The organism is Leisingera sp. ANG-Vp, from assembly GCF_000813725.1.
Lineage (GTDB): Bacteria > Pseudomonadota > Alphaproteobacteria > Rhodobacterales > Rhodobacteraceae > Leisingera.
In genome coordinates, this window is sequence record NZ_JWLD01000020.1 from 133,188 (window position 1) to 151,376 (window position 18,189).

15 protein-coding genes and 1 tRNA gene are annotated in these 18,189 nt (G+C 60.4%); 7 read left to right on the forward strand and 9 right to left on the reverse strand.

The genetic code is table 11. From position 1 onward, the window contains the following. Nucleotides 1-16: 16 nt before the first annotated feature. Genes RA20_RS08330 through RA20_RS08340 form a run of 3 tightly spaced genes read right to left on the reverse strand, consistent with a single transcriptional unit; the run spans nucleotide 17 to nucleotide 3,158 of the window. A complete protein-coding gene (locus RA20_RS08330) occupies nucleotides 17-967 on the reverse strand; it encodes an ABC transporter substrate-binding protein (RefSeq protein ID WP_039126696.1) in 951 nt (316 codons plus the stop codon). A gap of 59 nt (nucleotides 968-1,026) precedes the next feature. After that, nucleotides 1,027-2,268: a Zn-dependent hydrolase gene (locus RA20_RS08335; RefSeq protein WP_052248887.1), complete on the reverse strand. Its 1,242-nt coding sequence runs from the start codon at nucleotides 2,266-2,268 to the stop codon at nucleotides 1,027-1,029. After that, the gene (locus RA20_RS08340) at nucleotides 2,265-3,158 is read right to left on the reverse strand and encodes a dimethylarginine dimethylaminohydrolase family protein (protein ID WP_039126702.1); all 894 of its coding nucleotides are present in this window, start codon (nucleotides 3,156-3,158) and stop codon (nucleotides 2,265-2,267) included. The genes RA20_RS08335 and RA20_RS08340 overlap by 4 nt, the downstream gene beginning before the upstream one ends. A gap of 116 nt (nucleotides 3,159-3,274) precedes the next feature. Between RA20_RS08340 and RA20_RS08345 the strand changes: the two genes are divergently transcribed. Next, nucleotides 3,275-4,180 (forward strand): LysR family transcriptional regulator, encoded by a 906-nt coding sequence (locus RA20_RS08345; protein WP_039126705.1) that lies wholly within the window; start codon nucleotides 3,275-3,277, stop codon nucleotides 4,178-4,180. A 42-nt stretch (nucleotides 4,181-4,222) separates the two neighbouring features. Here the strand turns inward: RA20_RS08345 and RA20_RS08350 are convergent, their stop codons facing one another. After that, nucleotides 4,223-6,136 carry a hypothetical protein gene (locus RA20_RS08350; RefSeq protein WP_052248888.1) on the reverse strand — a complete coding sequence of 638 codons (1,914 nt, stop codon included), beginning with the start codon at nucleotides 6,134-6,136 and terminating at the stop codon, nucleotides 4,223-4,225. A gap of 307 nt (nucleotides 6,137-6,443) precedes the next feature. After that, nucleotides 6,444-6,530 (reverse strand) — tRNA-Leu (locus tag RA20_RS08355). 219 nt (nucleotides 6,531-6,749) lie between these two features. Here RA20_RS08355 and hemN point away from each other — a divergent pair. From hemN to RA20_RS08385, 6 genes are all read left to right on the forward strand, one after another. Next, a complete protein-coding gene (gene hemN, locus RA20_RS08360; protein ID WP_039126709.1) occupies nucleotides 6,750-8,105 on the forward strand; it encodes an oxygen-independent coproporphyrinogen III oxidase in 1,356 nt (451 codons plus the stop codon). Between the two features lie 389 nt (nucleotides 8,106-8,494). Continuing rightward, nucleotides 8,495-9,331, forward strand: a complete 837-nt coding sequence (locus tag RA20_RS08365; protein ID WP_039126712.1) for a flagellar motor protein MotB — start codon at nucleotides 8,495-8,497, stop codon at nucleotides 9,329-9,331. Nucleotides 9,332-9,455: 124 nt separating this feature from the next. After that, the gene (locus tag RA20_RS08370; protein WP_039126714.1) at nucleotides 9,456-10,745 is read left to right on the forward strand and encodes a flagellar hook protein FlgE; all 1,290 of its coding nucleotides are present in this window, start codon (nucleotides 9,456-9,458) and stop codon (nucleotides 10,743-10,745) included. A gap of 46 nt (nucleotides 10,746-10,791) precedes the next feature. After that, entirely contained in the window at nucleotides 10,792-12,240 is a 1,449-nt protein-coding gene (gene flgK / locus RA20_RS08375; protein ID WP_039126716.1) for a flagellar hook-associated protein FlgK, read from the forward strand. A 3-nt stretch (nucleotides 12,241-12,243) separates the two neighbouring features. Further along, the gene (locus tag RA20_RS08380) at nucleotides 12,244-13,248 is read left to right on the forward strand and encodes a flagellin (protein WP_039126718.1); all 1,005 of its coding nucleotides are present in this window, start codon (nucleotides 12,244-12,246) and stop codon (nucleotides 13,246-13,248) included. Further along, nucleotides 13,248-14,354 carry a flagellar basal body P-ring protein FlgI gene (locus tag RA20_RS08385; protein WP_039126721.1) on the forward strand — a complete coding sequence of 369 codons (1,107 nt, stop codon included), beginning with the start codon at nucleotides 13,248-13,250 and terminating at the stop codon, nucleotides 14,352-14,354. Before RA20_RS08380 ends, RA20_RS08385 begins: the two co-directional genes overlap by 1 nt. Nucleotides 14,355-14,784: 430 nt before the next feature. Here RA20_RS08385 and fliP read toward each other — a convergent pair whose 3' ends face one another. From fliP to fliF, 4 genes are read right to left on the reverse strand one after another with little or no spacing between them, the layout of a single operon-like run. Next, entirely contained in the window at nucleotides 14,785-15,528 is a 744-nt protein-coding gene (gene fliP / locus RA20_RS08390) for a flagellar type III secretion system pore protein FliP (RefSeq protein ID WP_039126724.1), read from the reverse strand. Continuing rightward, complete coding sequence (locus tag RA20_RS08395) at nucleotides 15,525-15,821, reverse strand: FliM/FliN family flagellar motor switch protein (RefSeq protein WP_039126727.1); 297 nt, start codon at nucleotides 15,819-15,821, stop codon at nucleotides 15,525-15,527. The genes fliP and RA20_RS08395 overlap by 4 nt, the downstream gene beginning before the upstream one ends. Further along, nucleotides 15,814-16,413 (reverse strand): hypothetical protein, encoded by a 600-nt coding sequence (locus tag RA20_RS08400; protein WP_039126729.1) that lies wholly within the window; start codon nucleotides 16,411-16,413, stop codon nucleotides 15,814-15,816. The genes RA20_RS08395 and RA20_RS08400 overlap by 8 nt, the downstream gene beginning before the upstream one ends. After that, nucleotides 16,413-18,083, reverse strand: a complete 1,671-nt coding sequence (fliF, locus tag RA20_RS08405; protein ID WP_039126842.1) for a flagellar basal-body MS-ring/collar protein FliF — start codon at nucleotides 18,081-18,083, stop codon at nucleotides 16,413-16,415. Before fliF ends, RA20_RS08400 begins: the two co-directional genes overlap by 1 nt. Nucleotides 18,084-18,189: the final 106 nt, after the last annotated feature.

Genomic DNA, 18,189 nt, shown 5'->3' on the forward strand with positions numbered 1-18,189 from the left:
CCTTTGGTTCCGGCGTTTACTGGAACCAGGAGTCCACCAGATCGGCGTTCTCATCGACCCATTTGCGGGCGAAGTCTGCCGGGTCCTGGCCATCGACCGACAGAGCATAGACCACTGCGTTCACCTGTTCGGTGGTGAGCTTCACCTTGCCCAGCATTGCTGCCGCTTCCGGCTGGCTGTCGGCCAGACCTGCAGCATAGAACACATGCAGCTTGGCCGCGTCCCAGGCAGTGCCGGCTTTGGAGTTTTCCAGCCAGTTCGGATCGTCGGTCGGCTGTTTCACATCCCATTCGGCGGCGTCATAGGCAGGCTCGGTCAGCGGCACCAGGTCGTAGAGCGAGAACATGTGGTGCGGAGTATAGCAGTAAAAGACGATGTTCTGCCCCTGCGCCACCGCGTTGTCGACCTGGGCCAGCGCCAGGGTCTCGTCCATTTCCATCAGGTTCATGGTTTCGTCATAGCCATAGGATTTGGCGCGGATCTTCTCGACGTTGGTCGAGGCCCAGCCGGCCCCGCCGATCCACATCTCGCCGCGGCCGTCGCCGTCGGTGTCGAAGTTGGCAGCCATATCCGGATCGGTCAGATCGCTGAGCGCCGAGATGCCGGTGCGCTCCTGCGTATCCTTGGTGACGCAGATCTGCTGGTCAGAGAGCACCGCGTTGGGGTTATAGGCCACCGAGCCCTTGCCGGTGACAAAGGTGTCGTGCAGGTTCTGCTGGTTGGGCAGCCAGACCTCCGGGTGCACATGCATGGCGCCGGAGTCCATTGCCTCGAAGATGATCGGGTTGGTGCCGTTCTGCAGCTCCACCGAGAGGCCCAGGTTGTCTTCCAGCGCCACCTTCAGGATATGCGCGGTACCGCGGACCGAGGCCCAGTTCGGCACCCCGATCACCACGTCCTGCGCCATGGCGGTGCTGCCGAGGGTGGCGGCCAATGCAGCGGCGGCCAGTGTCTTTGCTGTTGTCATGTTTCTTCTCCCTTGTTGGATGATCACTTTGTTTTTTTGTTTGAGCACCCGGCGCGTGATCACGATGCCGGGGCCATTTGCTTGGAAAGCGATAGGGCGGCTTGCAGCAGAACATTGCAGCCGGCCTCGAGATGGTCAGGTTCGGCCCATTCGGCCTCGTTGTGGCTGAGGCCGCCGCGGCAGGGCACAAAGACCATCGCGGTGGGCACTTTGCGCGCCACCTGGCAGGCGTCGTGGCCTGCGCCCGACACCATCCGGCGCCAGGGCAAACCGCTGTTCTTGGCCGCGGATTCGATGGCAGTGACGCAAGCGGCATCGAATTTCACCGGCGGATTGTGCCAGATCATGTCCAGCGCGACGTCTGCCTCCTGCTCCTCGGCGGCGGCGCGGCGGATGGCGTTGTCCATGCCGCTGAGCACCGCGTCGTCGGGGTGGCGGAAGTCGATGGTAAAGCGGACTTCGCCGGGGATGGTGTTGCGGGAATTCGGGCTGACATGCAGCTCGCCCACGGTGCCAACGCCGTCAGGGCCATAGGCCAGGGCGATCCGCTGCACCTCTTGGATGAGTCTGGCCGCGGCCACCAGCGCGTCGCTGCGGCCTGGCATCGGGGTGGAGCCGGAATGGGCGTCGCGCCCGGTGACGGTGACATCATACCATCGCTGGCCCTGGCCGCCGGTGACAACGCCGATCACTTCCTCATTGGCTTCCAGCACCGGGCCCTGCTCGATATGGGCTTCCAGGAAGGCTCCGAATTTATGCGCGCCGCAGGGTTCTGATCCGGCATAGCCGATCCGTGCCAGCTCATCCCCGAAGCGCAGGCCGTCGGCATCTTCGCGGCTGAGGGCAAACTCCAGATCAAACAAACCTGCATAGACGCCCGAACACAGCATCGCCGGGGCAAAGCGCGCGCCTTCCTCGTTGGTCCAGTTGACGATCTCGATCGGGGCATCGGTTTCCAGCCCCAGATCGTTCAGTGTGCGCACCACCTCAAGGCCCGCAAGCACGCCGTAGACGCCATCGAACTTGCCGCCGTGCGGCTGAGTGTCCAGGTGGCTGCCGATGGCAATCGGCAGCGCGTCCGGGTCGCGGCCGGCGCGGCGGGCAAACATGTTGCCCAGCCGGTCATAGGTGACAGTGCAGCCCGCATCCTCGCACCAGCGCGTGAACAGCTCGCGCGCTTCCAGATCGCCGTCGGTGAGCGTCAGCCGCCCGCAGCCGCCGCCCGGCAGGGCATCAATCTTGGCCATCTTCATGATGCTCTGCCACAGCCGGGCGCCGTTTATGCGGTGGTTGCTGCTCATGCGTCCTCGCGGCACAGCGCCTGGCTCAGGCAATGCACGCCGCCGCCGCCGAGGGTGAACATCGACATGTCCGGATCGTAGACCTCGAACCCCAGCGCGCGCATTTTGGCGTTGAGGTCCTTGGCGCCGGCCATCGACAGCACCTTGCCATCCCCCAGCGCCACCAGGTTCACGCCGAGGTTCTTGGCTTCGGCATAGGAGACATCGACGATCTCAATGCCCCAGCCTTTGACGATATCCACCAGCCAGGGCTCCATCGCATCGATGCAGGCCACCGCCAGTTTCTCGGCCAGCGGCACGATCAGCCCGTCCATATGCACAAACTCGCGGCTGATCGGGGCCACCACCGCCTCCCAGCCTTCGGCGCGGACAAACTCCGCCACCTGTTCGGAGCCTTCTTTCTCGGACCGCTCGCCGCAATAGCCGATCAGCACCCGGCCCGGCTCGATAATGTTGAAGTCGCCGCCCTCGAAATGGCCGGCGGTGGCGAACTTCCAGATCGGGATATCGTTGTCCTGATAGAACTTGATCGCGGTGGCATAATCCGCCCGGCGGCATTTCAGCTGCATATGGCAGATCAGCGCCCCCCAGGGTGTCATGGCTGAGCTGTCGCGGGCAAAGAAGTTGCGGTGCAGCACCTCGTCGCTGTCCAGATAGTGGCAGGTGACCCCGGCTCCCTCGTAGATCGAGACCATTTCCGAGTGCTGCTTCATCGCCAGCTGCAGGTCGAACTTCACGCCGGTCTTGTCGGCATTGGCCAGTGTGCGGCCGATCAAAGGGCCGGCCTCGACCCATTTGAAGTACTCCGGCTTGCCCAGCAGAACATCCGTCAGCTTGGCATAGTCGTTGTTGATCCCCCAGCGTTTGGCCGTCGCCGTGCTCGCATCCATGCTGCTCAACCTCCCAGTCATTACGTGCTTGGGCGGCAGGATCGGACGGGATTAGCTTTTATTAAATTACAAACTAAGGGACTTAACTTTTATATGTTTGCAAGTATGGTGGCGCCATGCTGCCGCCCGCCCTCTCCAAAGCCGACTTGCACCTGCTTTACGTGTTCTGCGCGGTGGTGGAGGCGCGCGGGTTTTCGGCGGCGCAGATCACCCTGAATGTTTCGGCCTCCACCATCTCCCGGCAGATTGCGGATCTGGAGACCCGGCTGGGCATGCGCCTGTGCCAGCGCGGCCGCAAGGGGTTCCGGCTGACCGACAAGGGCGAGATTGTCTATGCCGCCTCGCACAAGCTGTTTGCGGCGCTGGACCAGTTCGGCGAGACCGTGGACGGCACCCGCGGCAAGCTGGTGGGGCGGCTGCCGGTGGCGGCGATCGACAATTGGGTGTTCAACAACGAGGCACCGATCATGAGTGCCCTGGCCGAATTCACCCGGATCGCGCCGGAGGTTGAGATCGAGATGCACTCGCTGGCGCCGGATGACATCGAAATGGCGGTGCAGGACGGCCAGATCGCGCTGGGGGTCGGGGTGTTTCACAAACACAAGCCGGGCCTGATCTATGAGACCCTGGGATATGAGCGGATTGGGCTTTACTGCAGCCGCGGCCATCCATTGTTTACTGCTGACACGCCTGCCCGGGTCGAGGAACTGCTGCCGCAGGCCAATTTCTGCAAGCGGGCCTACCTGAATGAAGACCTGGTGGCGCCAGTCTCCCGCGGGCTGCCGTCAAACGCCAGCGCGCATCAGATCGAGGGCATTGCCATGCTGGTGCTGACTGGCCGCTACATCGGCTACCTGCCGGAGAGCTTTGCCGATATCTGGGTGCGCGAAGGCCGGGTACGCTCGGTAGGGGATGGCATGTTCGATCTGAAGTCCGAGATCAAGCTGGTCCGCAAACGCGGCGAGGAACCGAACCTGGTCGTCAAAACCTTCATCCAGCTGGTGCGGGAAGCGGCAGAGTAGCTTTCGTGCTGCTGCCGCCCCGGCTTGAGCTATCCCGGCGGGTTAGCTGTAGTTCTCCACCAGGAACCGGTACGTGCAGTCTGGCACCAGTTCTTTGATCTGCCCGAATTCCCGGTCGGCCAAAAGCTTACGGACTGTTGAGGCGCTGATGACGCGGCCGCCGGCAGAAATCCGAGGGATGATATCCACCTGGATTCCAAAGGCAGGCAGGATTTCAGTCATTTTTTCGTTGTACTGCTGTGTGATTTTGCAGTTTGGCTCGTCGCCCAGGAAGATTGTGGAAATGTTCAGCGCCTTGGCAATGTATTCGCAGAAAAACCACGCCTCCAATGATGCGTCGGCCGCGACATTCTGAACGTCATCCTTGGTGAAATACTCCGGGTAGGTGAACTCCGTGCAGATGTATTTCCCGCCCTTCAGAACCTTGGTGTTCGGCAGATGCTCGACCGCCTGCGAGACCAGTTGAATGCGGTCTTCGAAGGAGAAGAAGGACTGATCCTCTTCAATGACGAAGACATACAGAAAATCCACCTTGCTTGCCGCATATTCCAGCAAGTGGAGATGGCCGAGGGTAATTGGATTGCAGTTGACCGCAACGCTGCCGGCCGTGCCCGCCGCCTTCTGGGTGTGCTCTGCGATATACCGGGTGTACTCGAGCAAACCCTGTTTCTCAGATTGCTCAGAGAAGTGTTTGAAAATCAGGTACTTGATTAGTTCTATACCGTTCCGGGCAATTTTTTCGGCCGCTGTTCCGGGCAAATGCGGAAGGTCCGTTGCATGGCTGTCAGTGCGGTCTTCGCTGTCTTCGAACAGGAAGGTCTCAAGCTGTTCCGCCACCCATTCCGAACCGGTCCAGCCCAGATGCGACTGATCGATGAAGATCTCGCCTCTGCCGTGCGGCCGCGAAAAATCGCAATGCAGGCGGCGGACACGTTCGAATTCACTGGTTTTGCCGGCCACCGGCTCACCGAACAGGACCACGATATCGCCGGGTTCAATGGCCGTTTGAAACAGGTTGCAGAGGCAGACGAGCATAGGGTTGCCGCGCACCCCGTGGTTTTCCACCCGGTATTTTCTGCCTGCCGCGGCCACAGATGCCTGCAGGAAACTGGCAATGGTATGCCTGTCTTCGCAGCCGAACCCGTAAACGTCCGAAGCGCCCAATAGGAGGATGCGGTTGTCGAACTCGCGGATGTCCGGCAGCGTCCGGCGCAAATTCCCTGAGATGTTCACATGCGTGGAGGCAAAGTCATTCATCACAACGCGGGTTGCCAGCACGGCGTTCCCGGGGCCGGAGAAGATCTGATGCAGGTACTCTGGCGAGTAACTGTCAAAGCCGCCGTACATTTGCTGGACATGCGGCGGGCCGGAGCGCAGCCAGGTCATGCGGTTTTCCGGTTTTTCCCAAAGCCGCTGATCCAGAATGCTCTCTTCTGCCTGGCTTCTGTTTTCAACGGTGAAGAGCGTGTCCAGGCTGACATAGCAAAAGGTGCCGCCTTTGCTGGCCACGTATTGCTCGGCGGCCAGGATAAGCTCATTGGTAAGATGCTGCGAAAACAGGCCTGATACCTGGGACAGGAAGGATTTGTTTTTTGACAGCAAAGCGTTGAGAAAAAAAAGCCCGGCGAAATCGGCACTATCCAGGTCGCCAAAGGCCGCAGAGGATGCGGCTGCGGACAGATAGGCGAGGGCACGGTCCTGATTCAGAAAGTCATCGCTGCCTTCCGGCTGACGCTGTTCAAATTGCTGCCTTGCGGTTTCAAACTGTCCGCTCTGCAACAGCGTGGAGATCAGCGTGTCGAGTGCGTCTTCATCGCCGGGAGCAGCATCAAGCAGGTCTTGGAATGTCCGGGCTGCGGAATCCGGGCAGCCCGATGCCATTTCCAACTCGGCCTTCAGGCGGAGCGCATCCGGGTCAGCACGGCCGCCGGCAGCATCTGTTTGCAGAATCTGCAAGGCTGTCAGCCCGGATCGGGACAATGTGCCGTCTTTTAGAACGAACGGCCGGGGCAAAGAGGCGATAAATGAGTCAGAGTATACAGAGTGCGTCACAATTGCCCCGCGAGTCAGTTGCGTCATGCCGGTTCAGCTTTATCCAGTCTCCGGTAGACCCTGAATTTCGCTGCTTCACAACTTGATTTTACTGCAGGCTGTATCGTGTCAATCCCAGGCAGGCAAATGCGAGGCTGGCAAATATCCAGACGGCATGCAGGGCCCGGAAGAGAGACCCGTCAAATATACTGAGAGAGTGGGAGAAGAGTTTTGGTGCCCAGGAGAGGACTCGAACCTCCACGTCCATACGGACACTAGCACCTGAAGCTAGCGCGTCTACCAATTCCGCCACCTGGGCCGGTGTCGTGAGGAGGGCGTATAAGCGGAGTCGCAGGCAGCGTCAAACGGAAAAAACCGCATTGCAGCGAAATTTTCTTCCTTCCGCCGCTGTGGTGATTTTTCCGAGTGCGGACAGATGGTTGACGGCCTCAACCAGACAGCAGTGAGAATTCTGCCGCTGCCGCGGGGTTTGATCCTGCGCAAAGTGCGGGATTCGGAAAAGAGGCATAGGACAGTCATGAAACAGATTGATCGCCTCCGTTCCCTCGGGCTGTTCGACAGCCGGGTGCCCCGCTATACCTCTTACCCGACCGCGCCGGTCTTTTCCGCTGCCGTGGGCGATGCGGATCAGGCCCGGGAGCTGCAGAGTCTTGACCCAGATGTGCCGGTCTCGGTCTATCTTCACATTCCGTTCTGCGAGCGCCTGTGCTGGTTCTGTGCCTGCCGCACCCAGGGCACCCAGTCGCTTAGCCCGGTGGAAAGCTACATTGGCACGCTGGAACAGGAACTGAAACTGGTGGCGCCGCTGCTGCCCAAAGGCGTGCGGATGGGGCGGATGCATTGGGGCGGCGGCACCCCGACGATACTGCCGCCCGTCCTGATCCATCGTCTGGCGCGGGCCGTAAAGGCTGTGTTCCCGCAAACGGAGGATTGGGAGTTCTCAGTCGAGATCGATCCAGCCCTGGTGGATGCAGAGAAGATTGCCGCCCTGGCGGCCGAAGGCATGAACCGGGCCAGTATCGGAATTCAGGATTTTGATCCGCTGGTGCAGCAGGCGATCGGGCGGCAGCAGCCTTATGACGTGACGCGGGACTGTGTGGAAGAATTGCGCACAGCGGGGATCCGGTCGCTCAATGCGGATCTGGTTTACGGGCTGCCGCATCAGACGCCGGCACGGATGGCGGACACAGTGAAGAAGGTGCTGAGCCTTGATCCGGACCGGCTGGCACTGTTCGGCTATGCCCATGTGCCATGGGTCGCCAAGCGGCAGAAGCTGATCAAGGAGGAGACGCTGCCGGATGACTTCGCCCGGTTTCATCTCGCTGAGCAGGCGTCAGGGGCATTTGCCGCGGCAGGTTATGCGCCGATCGGGATCGACCACTTTGCCAAACCCGGAGACGGGCTGGAGGCCGCGGCCCGCAGCGGCCACCTGCGGCGTAATTTCCAAGGTTACACAGATGATGCCTGCCCCACGCTGATTGGATTTGGTGCCTCTTCTATTTCCCGCTTCGCTGGCGGGTTTATCCAGAACGCGGCGGCAACACCGGCCTATGTGCAGCGCATCGAGGCCGGCCGGCTGGCCGGGGCGCGCGGCCATGTGATGAGCGAAGAGGACCTGCTGCGCGGCCGCGCCATCGAGATGCTGATGTGTGAATTCAGGATCAGCCGGGAAGAGCTTCGCCAGCGGTTTGGTTCGCTGACGGATGTGCTTGATGCGGATCTGGGCCGGGTCGCTGAGCGGTTCGGCGCTCTTGTCCGTTTGACGGATGAGGCCCTGGAGATACTGCCCGAAGGCCGGCCGCTGACCCGGATCATTGCCAGCGGATTTGATGCGCATATGCCGGAAGGGGTCCGCTACAGCCGGGCCTCCTGACAGCCTGGCGGGAATGCTGCCGCTCGTTTGGATGCCTTCACAGAATGTGCCGCCGCGGTTGGGCCGGGCGCTGCGCCGGTACTGAGAGCCGGTGCGGCGATGCAAAGAGCCCCGGGCAGCAACCTCACTTGCTTCCGGGGCTCTCTGCTGGGCGGGTCCGCACAGCTTTCTCAACGCCCCTGCAACTATGGGCAGGAGACCGGCTGGACTGTTCCTCTTTCTCCATTTGCAAAAGCTCAACCCTTGGCGTGCTTGCATGACAGCCAATTTGCTTCTGATGCATCAGACCCGTGCGCCTGCTCCGGTGAACTGCCGGCAAATTTAATTGTTAAGGCCCATTTAACGCGCCGCCTGCTATTCCGGGGATGGGTGAAATAGTGGTGGTGAACATGAGCGCACAAGGCAATGTGGCGCCCATTATCATCAAGAAGAAAAAAGTCAGCGGTGGCGATGGCCACCACGGCGGCGCGTGGAAAGTGGCTTATGCCGACTTTGTGACCGCCATGATGGCCTTCTTTTTGCTGATGTGGCTGCTGAACGCGACAACGGAAAAACAACGCAAGGGCCTGGCGGATTACTTCTCGCCGTCCATTCCGCTGAGCCGGGTCTCCGGCGGCGGCAACGGGGCCTTCCAAGGGGACAGCATGTTCACCGAGGAAATCAAGCCGCAGTCCGGCACCGGAGCGACGGATGTCAATCCGATGGATGCGCAGCAGGCGCAGGGCGACACCGGAGTCGGGGCCGACGAAAAGCGCGAGGAAGAGGACTCCAAATTCCGCGCTATTGAAGAGCAGCTTTCGGGCCGCGGCGGTGAGAGCATGGTCTCAACTGAGATGGCCCGCCACATTGTGACCCGGGTTACGGATGAAGGGCTGATCATTGAGCTGTTCGCCACCGACGACGGGCCGTTGTTCGAAGACGGGCAGGCAGAGCCGACCGCTCTGTTCCGGGATCTGATCCGGATGATCGCCCGGGTATCCGAAGGCATTGGCAGCAATACCGCGATCGGCGGCCATATCCGCTCGCATCCGGTTGTGCTGGCCAATAACCCTGTGTGGGAATTGTCCCATGCACGGGCCGACAAGACCCGCATGCTGCTCGAATCGGGCGGTCTGGCGGCGGCGCGGATACACCGGGTCACCGGCCATGCGGATCGCAAGCTGGCTGTTGCAAACCCGATGGCGGCCCGCAACAACCGGATCGAAATCATCCTCCTGCGCGAGTAACCCGCTGAAATCACTGAAACGGACGGCTGGCAGAAAAATCGTATTTTATCTGTTAGCCGCCCGTTAATCGCTCCTGCGCTAGCTGTTGCATCCAGAATGATTAGATGCAGCAGAAAGGCGTGCTATGACCATTTCTTCGTCGCTGAACGCGGGCGTTTCAGGATTGAGCGCCAACGCCAGCCGGTTGGCTTCCATTTCCGACAACATCGCCAACTCCTCGACCCGCGGGTACAAGCGGGTGCAGACCGATTTCCATTCCATGGTGCTGTCGGGTTCTGGCGGAACTTATTCTGCGGGCGGTGTGCGCGCGACCAATGTGCGCCTGATTGACGAGCGCGGCCCGCTGGTCTCAACCAACAATGCAACCGATCTTGCGGTGCGCGGCCGCGGTATGCTGCCCGTGGCCTCGATCACTGAAGTGGAGGCCGGCGGCGACCCGACGATGATGCTGACCACCACAGGTTCCTTCCGGACTGATTCCAATGGGTACCTGACGACGGAATCCGGCCTCGTGCTGATGGGTTGGCCCGCACTGGCTGACGGCACCGTGCCGGATGCGGCGCGTGACACCGACGATGCCCTGGAGCCGATCCACGTCGACCTCAACCGCCTGTCTGCCGAACCGACAACAGAAATCAGCCTTGCAGCAAACCTCCCTGCCGATAGCGCATTGGCCGCCACACCCGGCGCCGCAGAGGAGCAGGTGGTTCAGTATTTTGACAACATGGGCCGGTCGGAAGAGCTGACCATTACCTATACTCCGACCGGTGCCGCGGACAATGAATGGACTGTGGAGATCGTGGATTCGGCGACAGGTGCGGCCGTCATTGGCGAGTATACGCTGACTTTTGATGACAGCAGTACCACAGGCGGATCCCTGGCCAACGTGGCTACCGTTACCGGCGGGGCGTATGACGCGACCGCTGGCTCTGTGACCATCAACGTCGCCGGGGGGCCGGTCGAAATCAACATCGGCCTGATCGGCGGCAACACCGGTCTGAGCCAGCTTGGCGACGAGTTTGTGCCTGGCACAACGGTAAAAGACGGCAACGCGGTTGGCTCCTTTGTCTCGGTTGAGATCAACGAATCCGGCGAAGTCATTGCCGAATATGACTCCGGCGACAGCAAAGTGATCTACAAGGTGCCGCTGGCGGATGTGTCCAGCATCAACGGCATGCGGGCCCTGGATTCGCAAACCTATATGCCGACCGACGAATCCGGCGATTTCTACCTGTGGGATGCCGGTGACGGGCCGACAGGGGAGATCCTGGGGTATGCCCAGGAAGAATCGGCCGTGGATGTCGCGACCGAGCTGACGGACATGATCCAGACCCAGCGAGCCTATTCGTCCAATGCCAAGGTTATTCAGACCGTGGACGAAATGCTGCAGGAAACCACCAATATCAAGCGCTAACGCGCTTGATACCCTCTGACATTGGCTTCACGAAAGCAGGCTGAACATGTCTATCTATTCCGCGCTGAACAGCGCGATGAGCGGGCTGACTGCGGCCAGCCGTTCCTCGCAGGTGGTCTCTGAAAACCTGGCCAACGCGCTGACTCCGGGCTACACCCGCAGAGTCCTGGATTTAAATTCCCCTGGCGCTGGAGTATCCGGCGTCCAGGTCGGGTCGGTGCAGCGCCTCAACGACCCGGTTCTGATTTCCAACCGCCGGGTTGCTGAGGCGGACTACGGGGCAGCAAAAGTGCAGTCCGATTTCTTTGACCGGATGTCCGATCTGGTCGGCACAGTCGACGACGAGATGTCGCTGGCCTCGCAGCTGTCGGATTTTGAATCCTCGCTGATCGAAGCAGTTTCTCGGCCGGACTCGCAGCCGCGGTTGAATGACCTTGCGGTCAAGGCGGATTCCCTGGCCAGTTCGATTGCCCGGACCGCCGAAGGACTGCGTGATCTGAGGGTCATTTCCGACAATGCGATTGGCGCCCAAGTCGACACGGTGAACCAGGCGCTTCAGGAGATTGAAAAGCTCAATGCCCGGATCATGGTAGTGGAGGCGGGCGGCATGGATGCCGTCTCGATGCAGGACCAGCGGGATCAGCTGATTGATCAGGTGAACGCGATCATTCCTGTCAACGTCGTCCGCCGTGATAACGGGCAGGTGACGCTGTATTCTTCCGGCGGGGTGATGCTGCTGGATCACACGGCGTCAGAGCTGAGCTTCACGCCGGCCCGTGATATCATGCCGCATATGACGCTCGGCAACGGGTTGCTGTCCGGGCTGGAGGTCAATGGCAAGCCGATTGACACAAGCGTGGACGGCCCGTTGCGGGGCGGCACACTGACTGCGCAGTTCGAAATACGCGACGTCATTGCTGTTGAGGCTCAGGAAGATCTGGACACGATGGCTGCAGACCTGATCGAACGCTTCCAGGATCCAGCACTGGATGCGACGATCGGCGCAACAGATGCCGGAATTTTCACGGATGACGGCGGGTTCTACGACCCAGCAAATTTCACCGGTATTTCTAACCGGATCGAGCTGAATGATTTGGTAGATTTGAACGGCACCGGAGAGACTTGGCGGTTCCGCGACGGGCTTTATGCTGCGGCCCCAGGTGATCCTGGCGATTCCAGCCTGATACAGGCCTATTCCGATGCGCTTAACACCACCCGGACGATCTCGTCGGTCGGGCTTGGCACAGCGGATATGACGGCGATCACGCTTGGCGCAAATCTGCTGTCGCGCTTTGCTCAGGACAATGAGACCGCGTCGCGGGCCTCAACCTTTGCCGCCACCAGTTTCAACGAATTGAGCCAGGCGGAGCTGGCGCTGGGCGTCGACACCGATGCAGAACTGCAGAACCTAATGCTGGTCGAGAAATTTTATGCCGCCAATGCCCGGATGATCACGGTCATTGACGAACTTATGGACACACTTCTGAGGATCTGACGCATGATAATTAATTCTTACGGCGATATGGCGCAGCACCTCTTCCTCCGCAGCCGCAACACTGAGCTGCAGCAGAATATCACCACGCTCTCAGAGGAGTTTTCCACAGGAAAATCGGCTAACCTGACCGAACGGCTGGGCGGTGATTTCACATATCTTGCCGACCTTGAGAGCAATCTGAAACGCCTGGACAGCTATATGGTTGCGAACGGCGAGCTGCAGCTTTTTGCCACCGCCATGCAGGGCAGCATGGACAAGGTGCAAAGCCAGGTCCAGGCGATGCGCAACGACATCCTGACTATTGCGCCGGCCATGGATGAGGCCAACGCTGAGCAATTTGGCGACCAAGCCAATCAGAGATTGTCCAGCGCAATCAGCCTTTTCAACACGTCAGTTGGCGGGCGCACGGTTTTTTCCGGCACCGCGACCGACACCAAGCCGCTCAATGATGCCGATACGCTGATGACCGCCATTCTTGCCGAAGTGGGTGGCCTGACAACAGCTGATGATATCATCCAGGCGGTCAAGGACTGGTTCGATGATCCAACCGGTTTCGACACTGTCATGTACCAGGGGTCGACAACCTCTCTGCAGCCGGTAACGGTTGGCGAAGGTGAGCAGGTCCTGCTTGGGATCCGGGCCGATGATGACAATCTCAAACATACCTTGCAAAGCTATGTCATTACGGCGCTGGCAGACGAGCCGAGCCTGGGTTTGACCGCAGACGTGCAGATTGATCTGGTGATCAAATCCGGCACCGAACTTTCGGAAAGCGAAAGCCGGCTGATTGACGTGCAGGCTGATACCGGTTTCATCGAGGGTCAGCTCGAAGCAATCAATACCCGCAACGAGGCCTCGAAAACCAGTCTGAGCATTGTCAGAAACAACCTGGTTTCCGCCGATCCCTATGAGACCTACACCCGGCTGGAGGAAGCGCAGGCCCAGCTGGAAGGCCTCTATATGATCACGTCGCGCAGCTCGCAGCTCTCACTTATGAATTATCTCTGATGCTGGTATTTTTTCGCTTCCTCCTCACCTGCCTGTTCCTGCTGCCCGCAGTGGCGCAGGCAAGCACCATCCGCCTCAAAGACCTGGTTGAATTCGACGGTGTCCGCGGCAACGACCTGGTTGGCTACGGCCTGGTTGTTGGCTTGGACGGGACCGGCGACGGCCTGCGCAATTCGCCGTTCACCGAAGAAATCATGTCCAACATCCTGGAGCGGCTCGGCGTCAACGTGACCGGCGAGCAATTCCGGCCAAAGAACGTGGCTGCGGTCTTTGTGACCGCGACGCTGCCGCCGTTTGCCCGGGTCGGCAGCACCATTGACGTGACAGTGTCGGCTATCGGCGATTCCAAAAGCCTGTTGGGCGGCACGCTGATCATGACGCCGCTCAATGCCGCTGACGGCCAGATCTATGCCGTTGCCCAGGGCACAATTCTTGCAGGCGGTGCGGTGGCCGAAGGTGAAGCCGCTCAGGTGACCCAGGGCGTGCCAACCGCGGGTGTTATCCCCTCGGGGGCCCGTGTCGAACGGGAGATCGATTTTGATCTGGCCTCGCTGACCTCGATGCGGCTGGCGCTGCGCGAACCGGATTTTACGACCGCGGGCCGGATTGAGCGGGCGATCAACGACGAATTCGGCCGCAACGTTGCCTTGATGCGGGACTCTGGAACCGTAGAAGTGGACATCCGCGGTACGCGGGCACGCTCCACTGCCCATGCGGTCGGCCGGATCGAGAATATCCTGGTTGAGCCTCAGCGCAAGGCGCGGGTTGTTGTGGACCAGCGGTCCGGAACCATTGTGATGGGCAGTGACGTGCGGATCTCCCGTGTGGCCGTGGCCCAGGGCAACCTCACACTGAGGATCGAAGAGACACCGCTGGTGGTGCAGCCCAATCCTTTTGCCAACGGGCAGACGGTTGCAGTTCCGCGCACCGGCGCCGCCATCGAGGAAGAAGAGGGTATCCAACTGGCCGAAGTGCCGGAGACGACCTCTCTGTCCGAGGTTGTGGCCGGCCTGAACGCCTTGGGTGTGTCCCCGCGGGACATGATTGATATCCTGAAGAGCCTCAAGGCTGCGGGAGCCCTGCATGCGGAGTTCGTCGTCCGCTGACCGTATCGCCTCACCCTGATGATCTCCCTGGCTTTAAGTGCAAAGCCAGGGATTTTTGTTGTGCGGGTGGTATTGCCAGGGAGCGCGCCTAAGGCCTCCGGGACACGTCCGGGCTGCACCAGAGGCGGCATCTGATGCCTGGCCGCTGTGCGCCGCTATGATTTGCAGGGGAAATACATTCTTGCCAGGTTGCAGAGGCTGCCCTGCTGTTAGAATAGCTGTTGTTCAGGTGCCCGGTCGGCACAGGGGCAGGAAATGCAGCGGGAGAGTTTCTCGTTGCTAGAGACTTCATTCGCGGCTGTGAACACAGGAAAAGCAGTTCGCCTGGGGCAGGAGGCCTTTGCGGGAACTCAATCGGTTTTGCTGTAATCGCGGACGCCAAAAGCCCGGGCGCACAGTGTGCCCGGGCTTTTGGCAGAGTTCAGGTATCTCAGGGGTAGTAGCTGCGCACCAGGGCGGTTGCGATCAGGCTCCATCCATCGGCGACAACGAAAAAGGCGAGCTTGAATGGCAGCGACACAATGGCCGGCGGCACCATCATCATCCCCATCGACATCAGAATCGCTGCGACCACTAGGTCGATAACCAGGAAGGGCAGGAAGATCAGGAAGCCGATTTGGAAAGCGCGGGAGATTTCCGACAGCAGGAAGCTGGGGACCAGCGCAGAAAGCGGCGCTTCGGGCACCGGATCCATACCTTGGGTTTCCGGCCTGAGATCAGCAATGGCGTAAAAGGTATCCGGGTCAAGCCGGTTGGCCATAAAGGCGCGGAACGGTTCCAGGCTGCGCGAGATCGCTTCACCGGGCTCCAGCTGCTCTTCCAGAAGGGGGTTGATTCCGGTGGTCCAGGCTTCGGTGAACACCGGTTCCATCACGAAATAGGTCAGAAACAGTGCCAGGCTGATAATCAGCATATTGGGCGGTGCCTGCTGCAGTCCGATGCCCTGGCGCAGGATCGACAGAACTGTCACCAGGAACGGAAAACAGGTGATCATGATCAGCAGGCCAGGGGCCAGGCTGAGCACCGTAATCAGAAGGATCAGCTGGATCGAACGGGCTGAAATCGATTCGCCGTCTGCCAGTGAAAGGCTCAGTTCTTGAGCCAGGGCGGTGTGCGGCAAGGCCAGCAGCAGGGCTGAGACCAGCGCCGCCCGCACAAAGGTCTTATGTGTCATCCCAAACCGCTTTGCAGATCGGCAATTTCCGTCAGCCGCACCGCCAGCTGGCCGGCTTGCTCACCCTCCAGCTCTTCCAGCTGGCCGCGGGCAACCAGACGGTCGCCGACATAAAGGTCCACCGGATCTTCGACCCGTTTGTCCAATGTGAGGATTGCGTTCTCGCCGAGGCTGACCAGGTCGCGGATCAGCGGCCGGGCCTTGCCGACCGAGACAACCACTTCGACGGGGACCGAAACAAAAGGGTTGCTTGCTTCAGCGGATTTCATGTTCAGATCGGCCGCATCATCCATACTGGCTGTCCTCTTTGGCGTGATAGGTAAAGGCTTCAATCGAGTCCTGGATCGATTCGAGCAGGGCGTCGCAATTGATTTCGCATTCAGAGCTGCCGATGCGCAGGTAGGCCTGGCCCGGAGTCAGGGCGGCGTCTTCCTGGACCGTAACCGGCACCGAGAAATTCTGCGGCAGCAGGCTCCGCACTGCCGCCCCTTCGCCCGGTGCGACCACGATCTGCATGGGCTGATCAGTCTGCCCCTTGGCCATCTCAGCAAGCTGATCGACGATGTGGTGACCAAAGGAGGCAGCCATGGCATCCGGCAGAATGGCGCTGGTTAGAACCTTGAACATCGGATCCAGCGAATCGAGCAGCTGGCTTTGCGCCTCATGGTAGGTAAAGCTGAGATCCTCCAGCGAATTGGCCAGCTCGGCGGAGATCCGGCTGCTTTCCTGGTCCTTCGCGGTTACCGCATCGTCCCAGCCGGCACTGTAGCCTTTCTCGAAGGACGCCAGGCGCTGCTCTTCTATGACTTCCTCGGACACTTCAGGTACTGGCGGAGCCGCCGGCGTGTTGAATCCGAAGTCTTCCAGCAAGTGGGCAATAGTCATCAGGCCTGCTCCTTATTCTCTTCCAGCCAGCCGCGCAGGATCTGGACGGTTTCTTCCTGCCGCTCGCCAATCAGATTGCGCAGCCGGTCGACCGGATCACCGCCGCCGCCGCCAAGCCCTGGCAGGCCAGCAGCACCCAGCATGTCGCCAGTGCCCATGCCCGGCAGATCGCCCATCGGCTCGAACTGGCCGTCGCCGTTTTCAATTTCACCATCCAGCGCGAGGCCTGCGCCCAGGTCCGGAGCGGTCATGAAGCCGCCGTCGCCGCCAAGAGCGGGAAGACCAGGAAGTGCCCCGTCGTCCGGTGCAGGCAGGGCATCAACCGGAGCCGCCTGATTCGACAGGATCGGGCGCACCACAAACAGGCCCAGGATCAGGCTGACAATGGCCAGTGCCGCAATCTGGATCAGCGACATCGCGTCGAAATAGAGATTGTCCATAAAGGAGGAGGTCGCCACCGAGCCCTGCGGCTCAACGGCCGGCAGTTCCATCGACTTGAGGGTGATGACGTCGCCGCGTTCGGCATCAAAACCGACAGCCGCGGAAATCAGCTCCCGCATCGCGGCCAGCTCCTCGTCCGGGCGCGGCTCGAACACAGTTTCGCCTGCATCGTTGGTAACCGCGGTTCCGTTGACCAGCACCGCAACTGTCAGGCGTTTGATGGCGCCGGGGCCGCGGAGGATTTCTTTTTCGGTTTCGGAGATCTCGTAGTTGATCCGCTCGCGGGTGGCGCTGGTGTTCGCCTTGGACCCCTGGCCGGACGCTGCATCGCCGTCGGGTATGTTAGAGGCAACGGTGACTTCACCAGATTGGTTGCTGGAGGAGTCTGCGCGTTCTTCAACATCGGTGCTGACGGCAACCCGGCTTTTCGGATCCACCCGCTTTTCGCGGATCGATTCGGTGTCGGTAACCGTTTCAACGCTCACTTCGACCACAGCGTTGCCCTGGCCGACGCGGGCTTCGACCAGGCGCATAACCCGTTCCCGAATCGTCTGCGAACGGTCATCTGTGCCGGCGCCCGCTGCCGCCGTGGCATCCGACGAGCCGATGAGCGCGCCGTTGGCATCAATTACCGCGACATTTTCCACAGCCAGCCCGGTGACAGCCGAGGAAATCAGGAAGCGGATCGCATTGGCCTGGGCCGGGGTGATCGGCGAACCCATCGGAACAATCGAGACCGATGCGGTGGGCTCGACCGTCCTTTGAAAGGGATTCGAACCGGTGTTGGCAATATGCACCCGGGCCTGGCTGACATGCGGGCTGGCCACAATGGTCCGGGCCAGCTCACCCTCCTTTGCGCGCCAGTAGGCTGCATCAAACATCTGCGATGTGGTGCCAAAGCCGCTCAGCGAATCGAGCAGTTCATATCCTTTGCCGCCGTTGGCGGGCAGGCCCTCGCTGGCCAAAGTCATGCGAAGTTCATCGCGCTGCACAGACGGCACGTAAATCGAGCCGCCGCGCACTTCATATTGAGTGCCGCGCTGTTCCAGCGCTCGCACCACATCACCGGCTGAACCGCTTTCCAGCCCGGCATAAAGCAGAGTCATTGTTGGCTTGCTTGCCACATGGGACATCGCGATGACGCTGAGAATCATGATTACCGTGGCTCCCACGGCAATCAGACGCTTTCGCATGTCCATTTCTGCCCAGACATTCTTGATCTGCTGCACATTAACCTCCGTCGCACCGGCGTTCTGTCCGGCGTGCAACCTTTTTGACGGATCGGCCTTAACATTCGGTTAGTTCCTCACGGGTTATGAAGAGGAGCACGACGTT

Coding starts and splice junctions, on each gene's coding strand:
- RA20_RS08330 (WP_039126696.1), bottom strand. CDS start 967: ATGACAACAGCAAAGACACTGGCCGCCGCTGCATTGGCCGCCACCCTC.
- RA20_RS08335 (WP_052248887.1), bottom strand. CDS start 2,268: ATGAGCAGCAACCACCGCATAAACGGCGCCCGGCTGTGGCAGAGCATC.
- RA20_RS08340 (WP_039126702.1), bottom strand. CDS start 3,158: ATGGATGCGAGCACGGCGACGGCCAAACGCTGGGGGATCAACAACGAC.
- RA20_RS08345 (WP_039126705.1), top strand. CDS start 3,275: ATGCTGCCGCCCGCCCTCTCCAAAGCCGACTTGCACCTGCTTTACGTG.
- hemN (WP_039126709.1), top strand. CDS start 6,750: ATGAAACAGATTGATCGCCTCCGTTCCCTCGGGCTGTTCGACAGCCGG.
- RA20_RS08365 (WP_039126712.1), top strand. CDS start 8,495: ATGAGCGCACAAGGCAATGTGGCGCCCATTATCATCAAGAAGAAAAAA.
- RA20_RS08370 (WP_039126714.1), top strand. CDS start 9,456: ATGACCATTTCTTCGTCGCTGAACGCGGGCGTTTCAGGATTGAGCGCC.
- flgK (WP_039126716.1), top strand. CDS start 10,792: ATGTCTATCTATTCCGCGCTGAACAGCGCGATGAGCGGGCTGACTGCG.
- RA20_RS08380 (WP_039126718.1), top strand. CDS start 12,244: ATGATAATTAATTCTTACGGCGATATGGCGCAGCACCTCTTCCTCCGC.
- RA20_RS08385 (WP_039126721.1), top strand. CDS start 13,248: ATGCTGGTATTTTTTCGCTTCCTCCTCACCTGCCTGTTCCTGCTGCCC.
- fliP (WP_039126724.1), bottom strand. CDS start 15,528: ATGACACATAAGACCTTTGTGCGGGCGGCGCTGGTCTCAGCCCTGCTG.
- RA20_RS08395 (WP_039126727.1), bottom strand. CDS start 15,821: ATGGATGATGCGGCCGATCTGAACATGAAATCCGCTGAAGCAAGCAAC.
- RA20_RS08400 (WP_039126729.1), bottom strand. CDS start 16,413: ATGACTATTGCCCACTTGCTGGAAGACTTCGGATTCAACACGCCGGCG.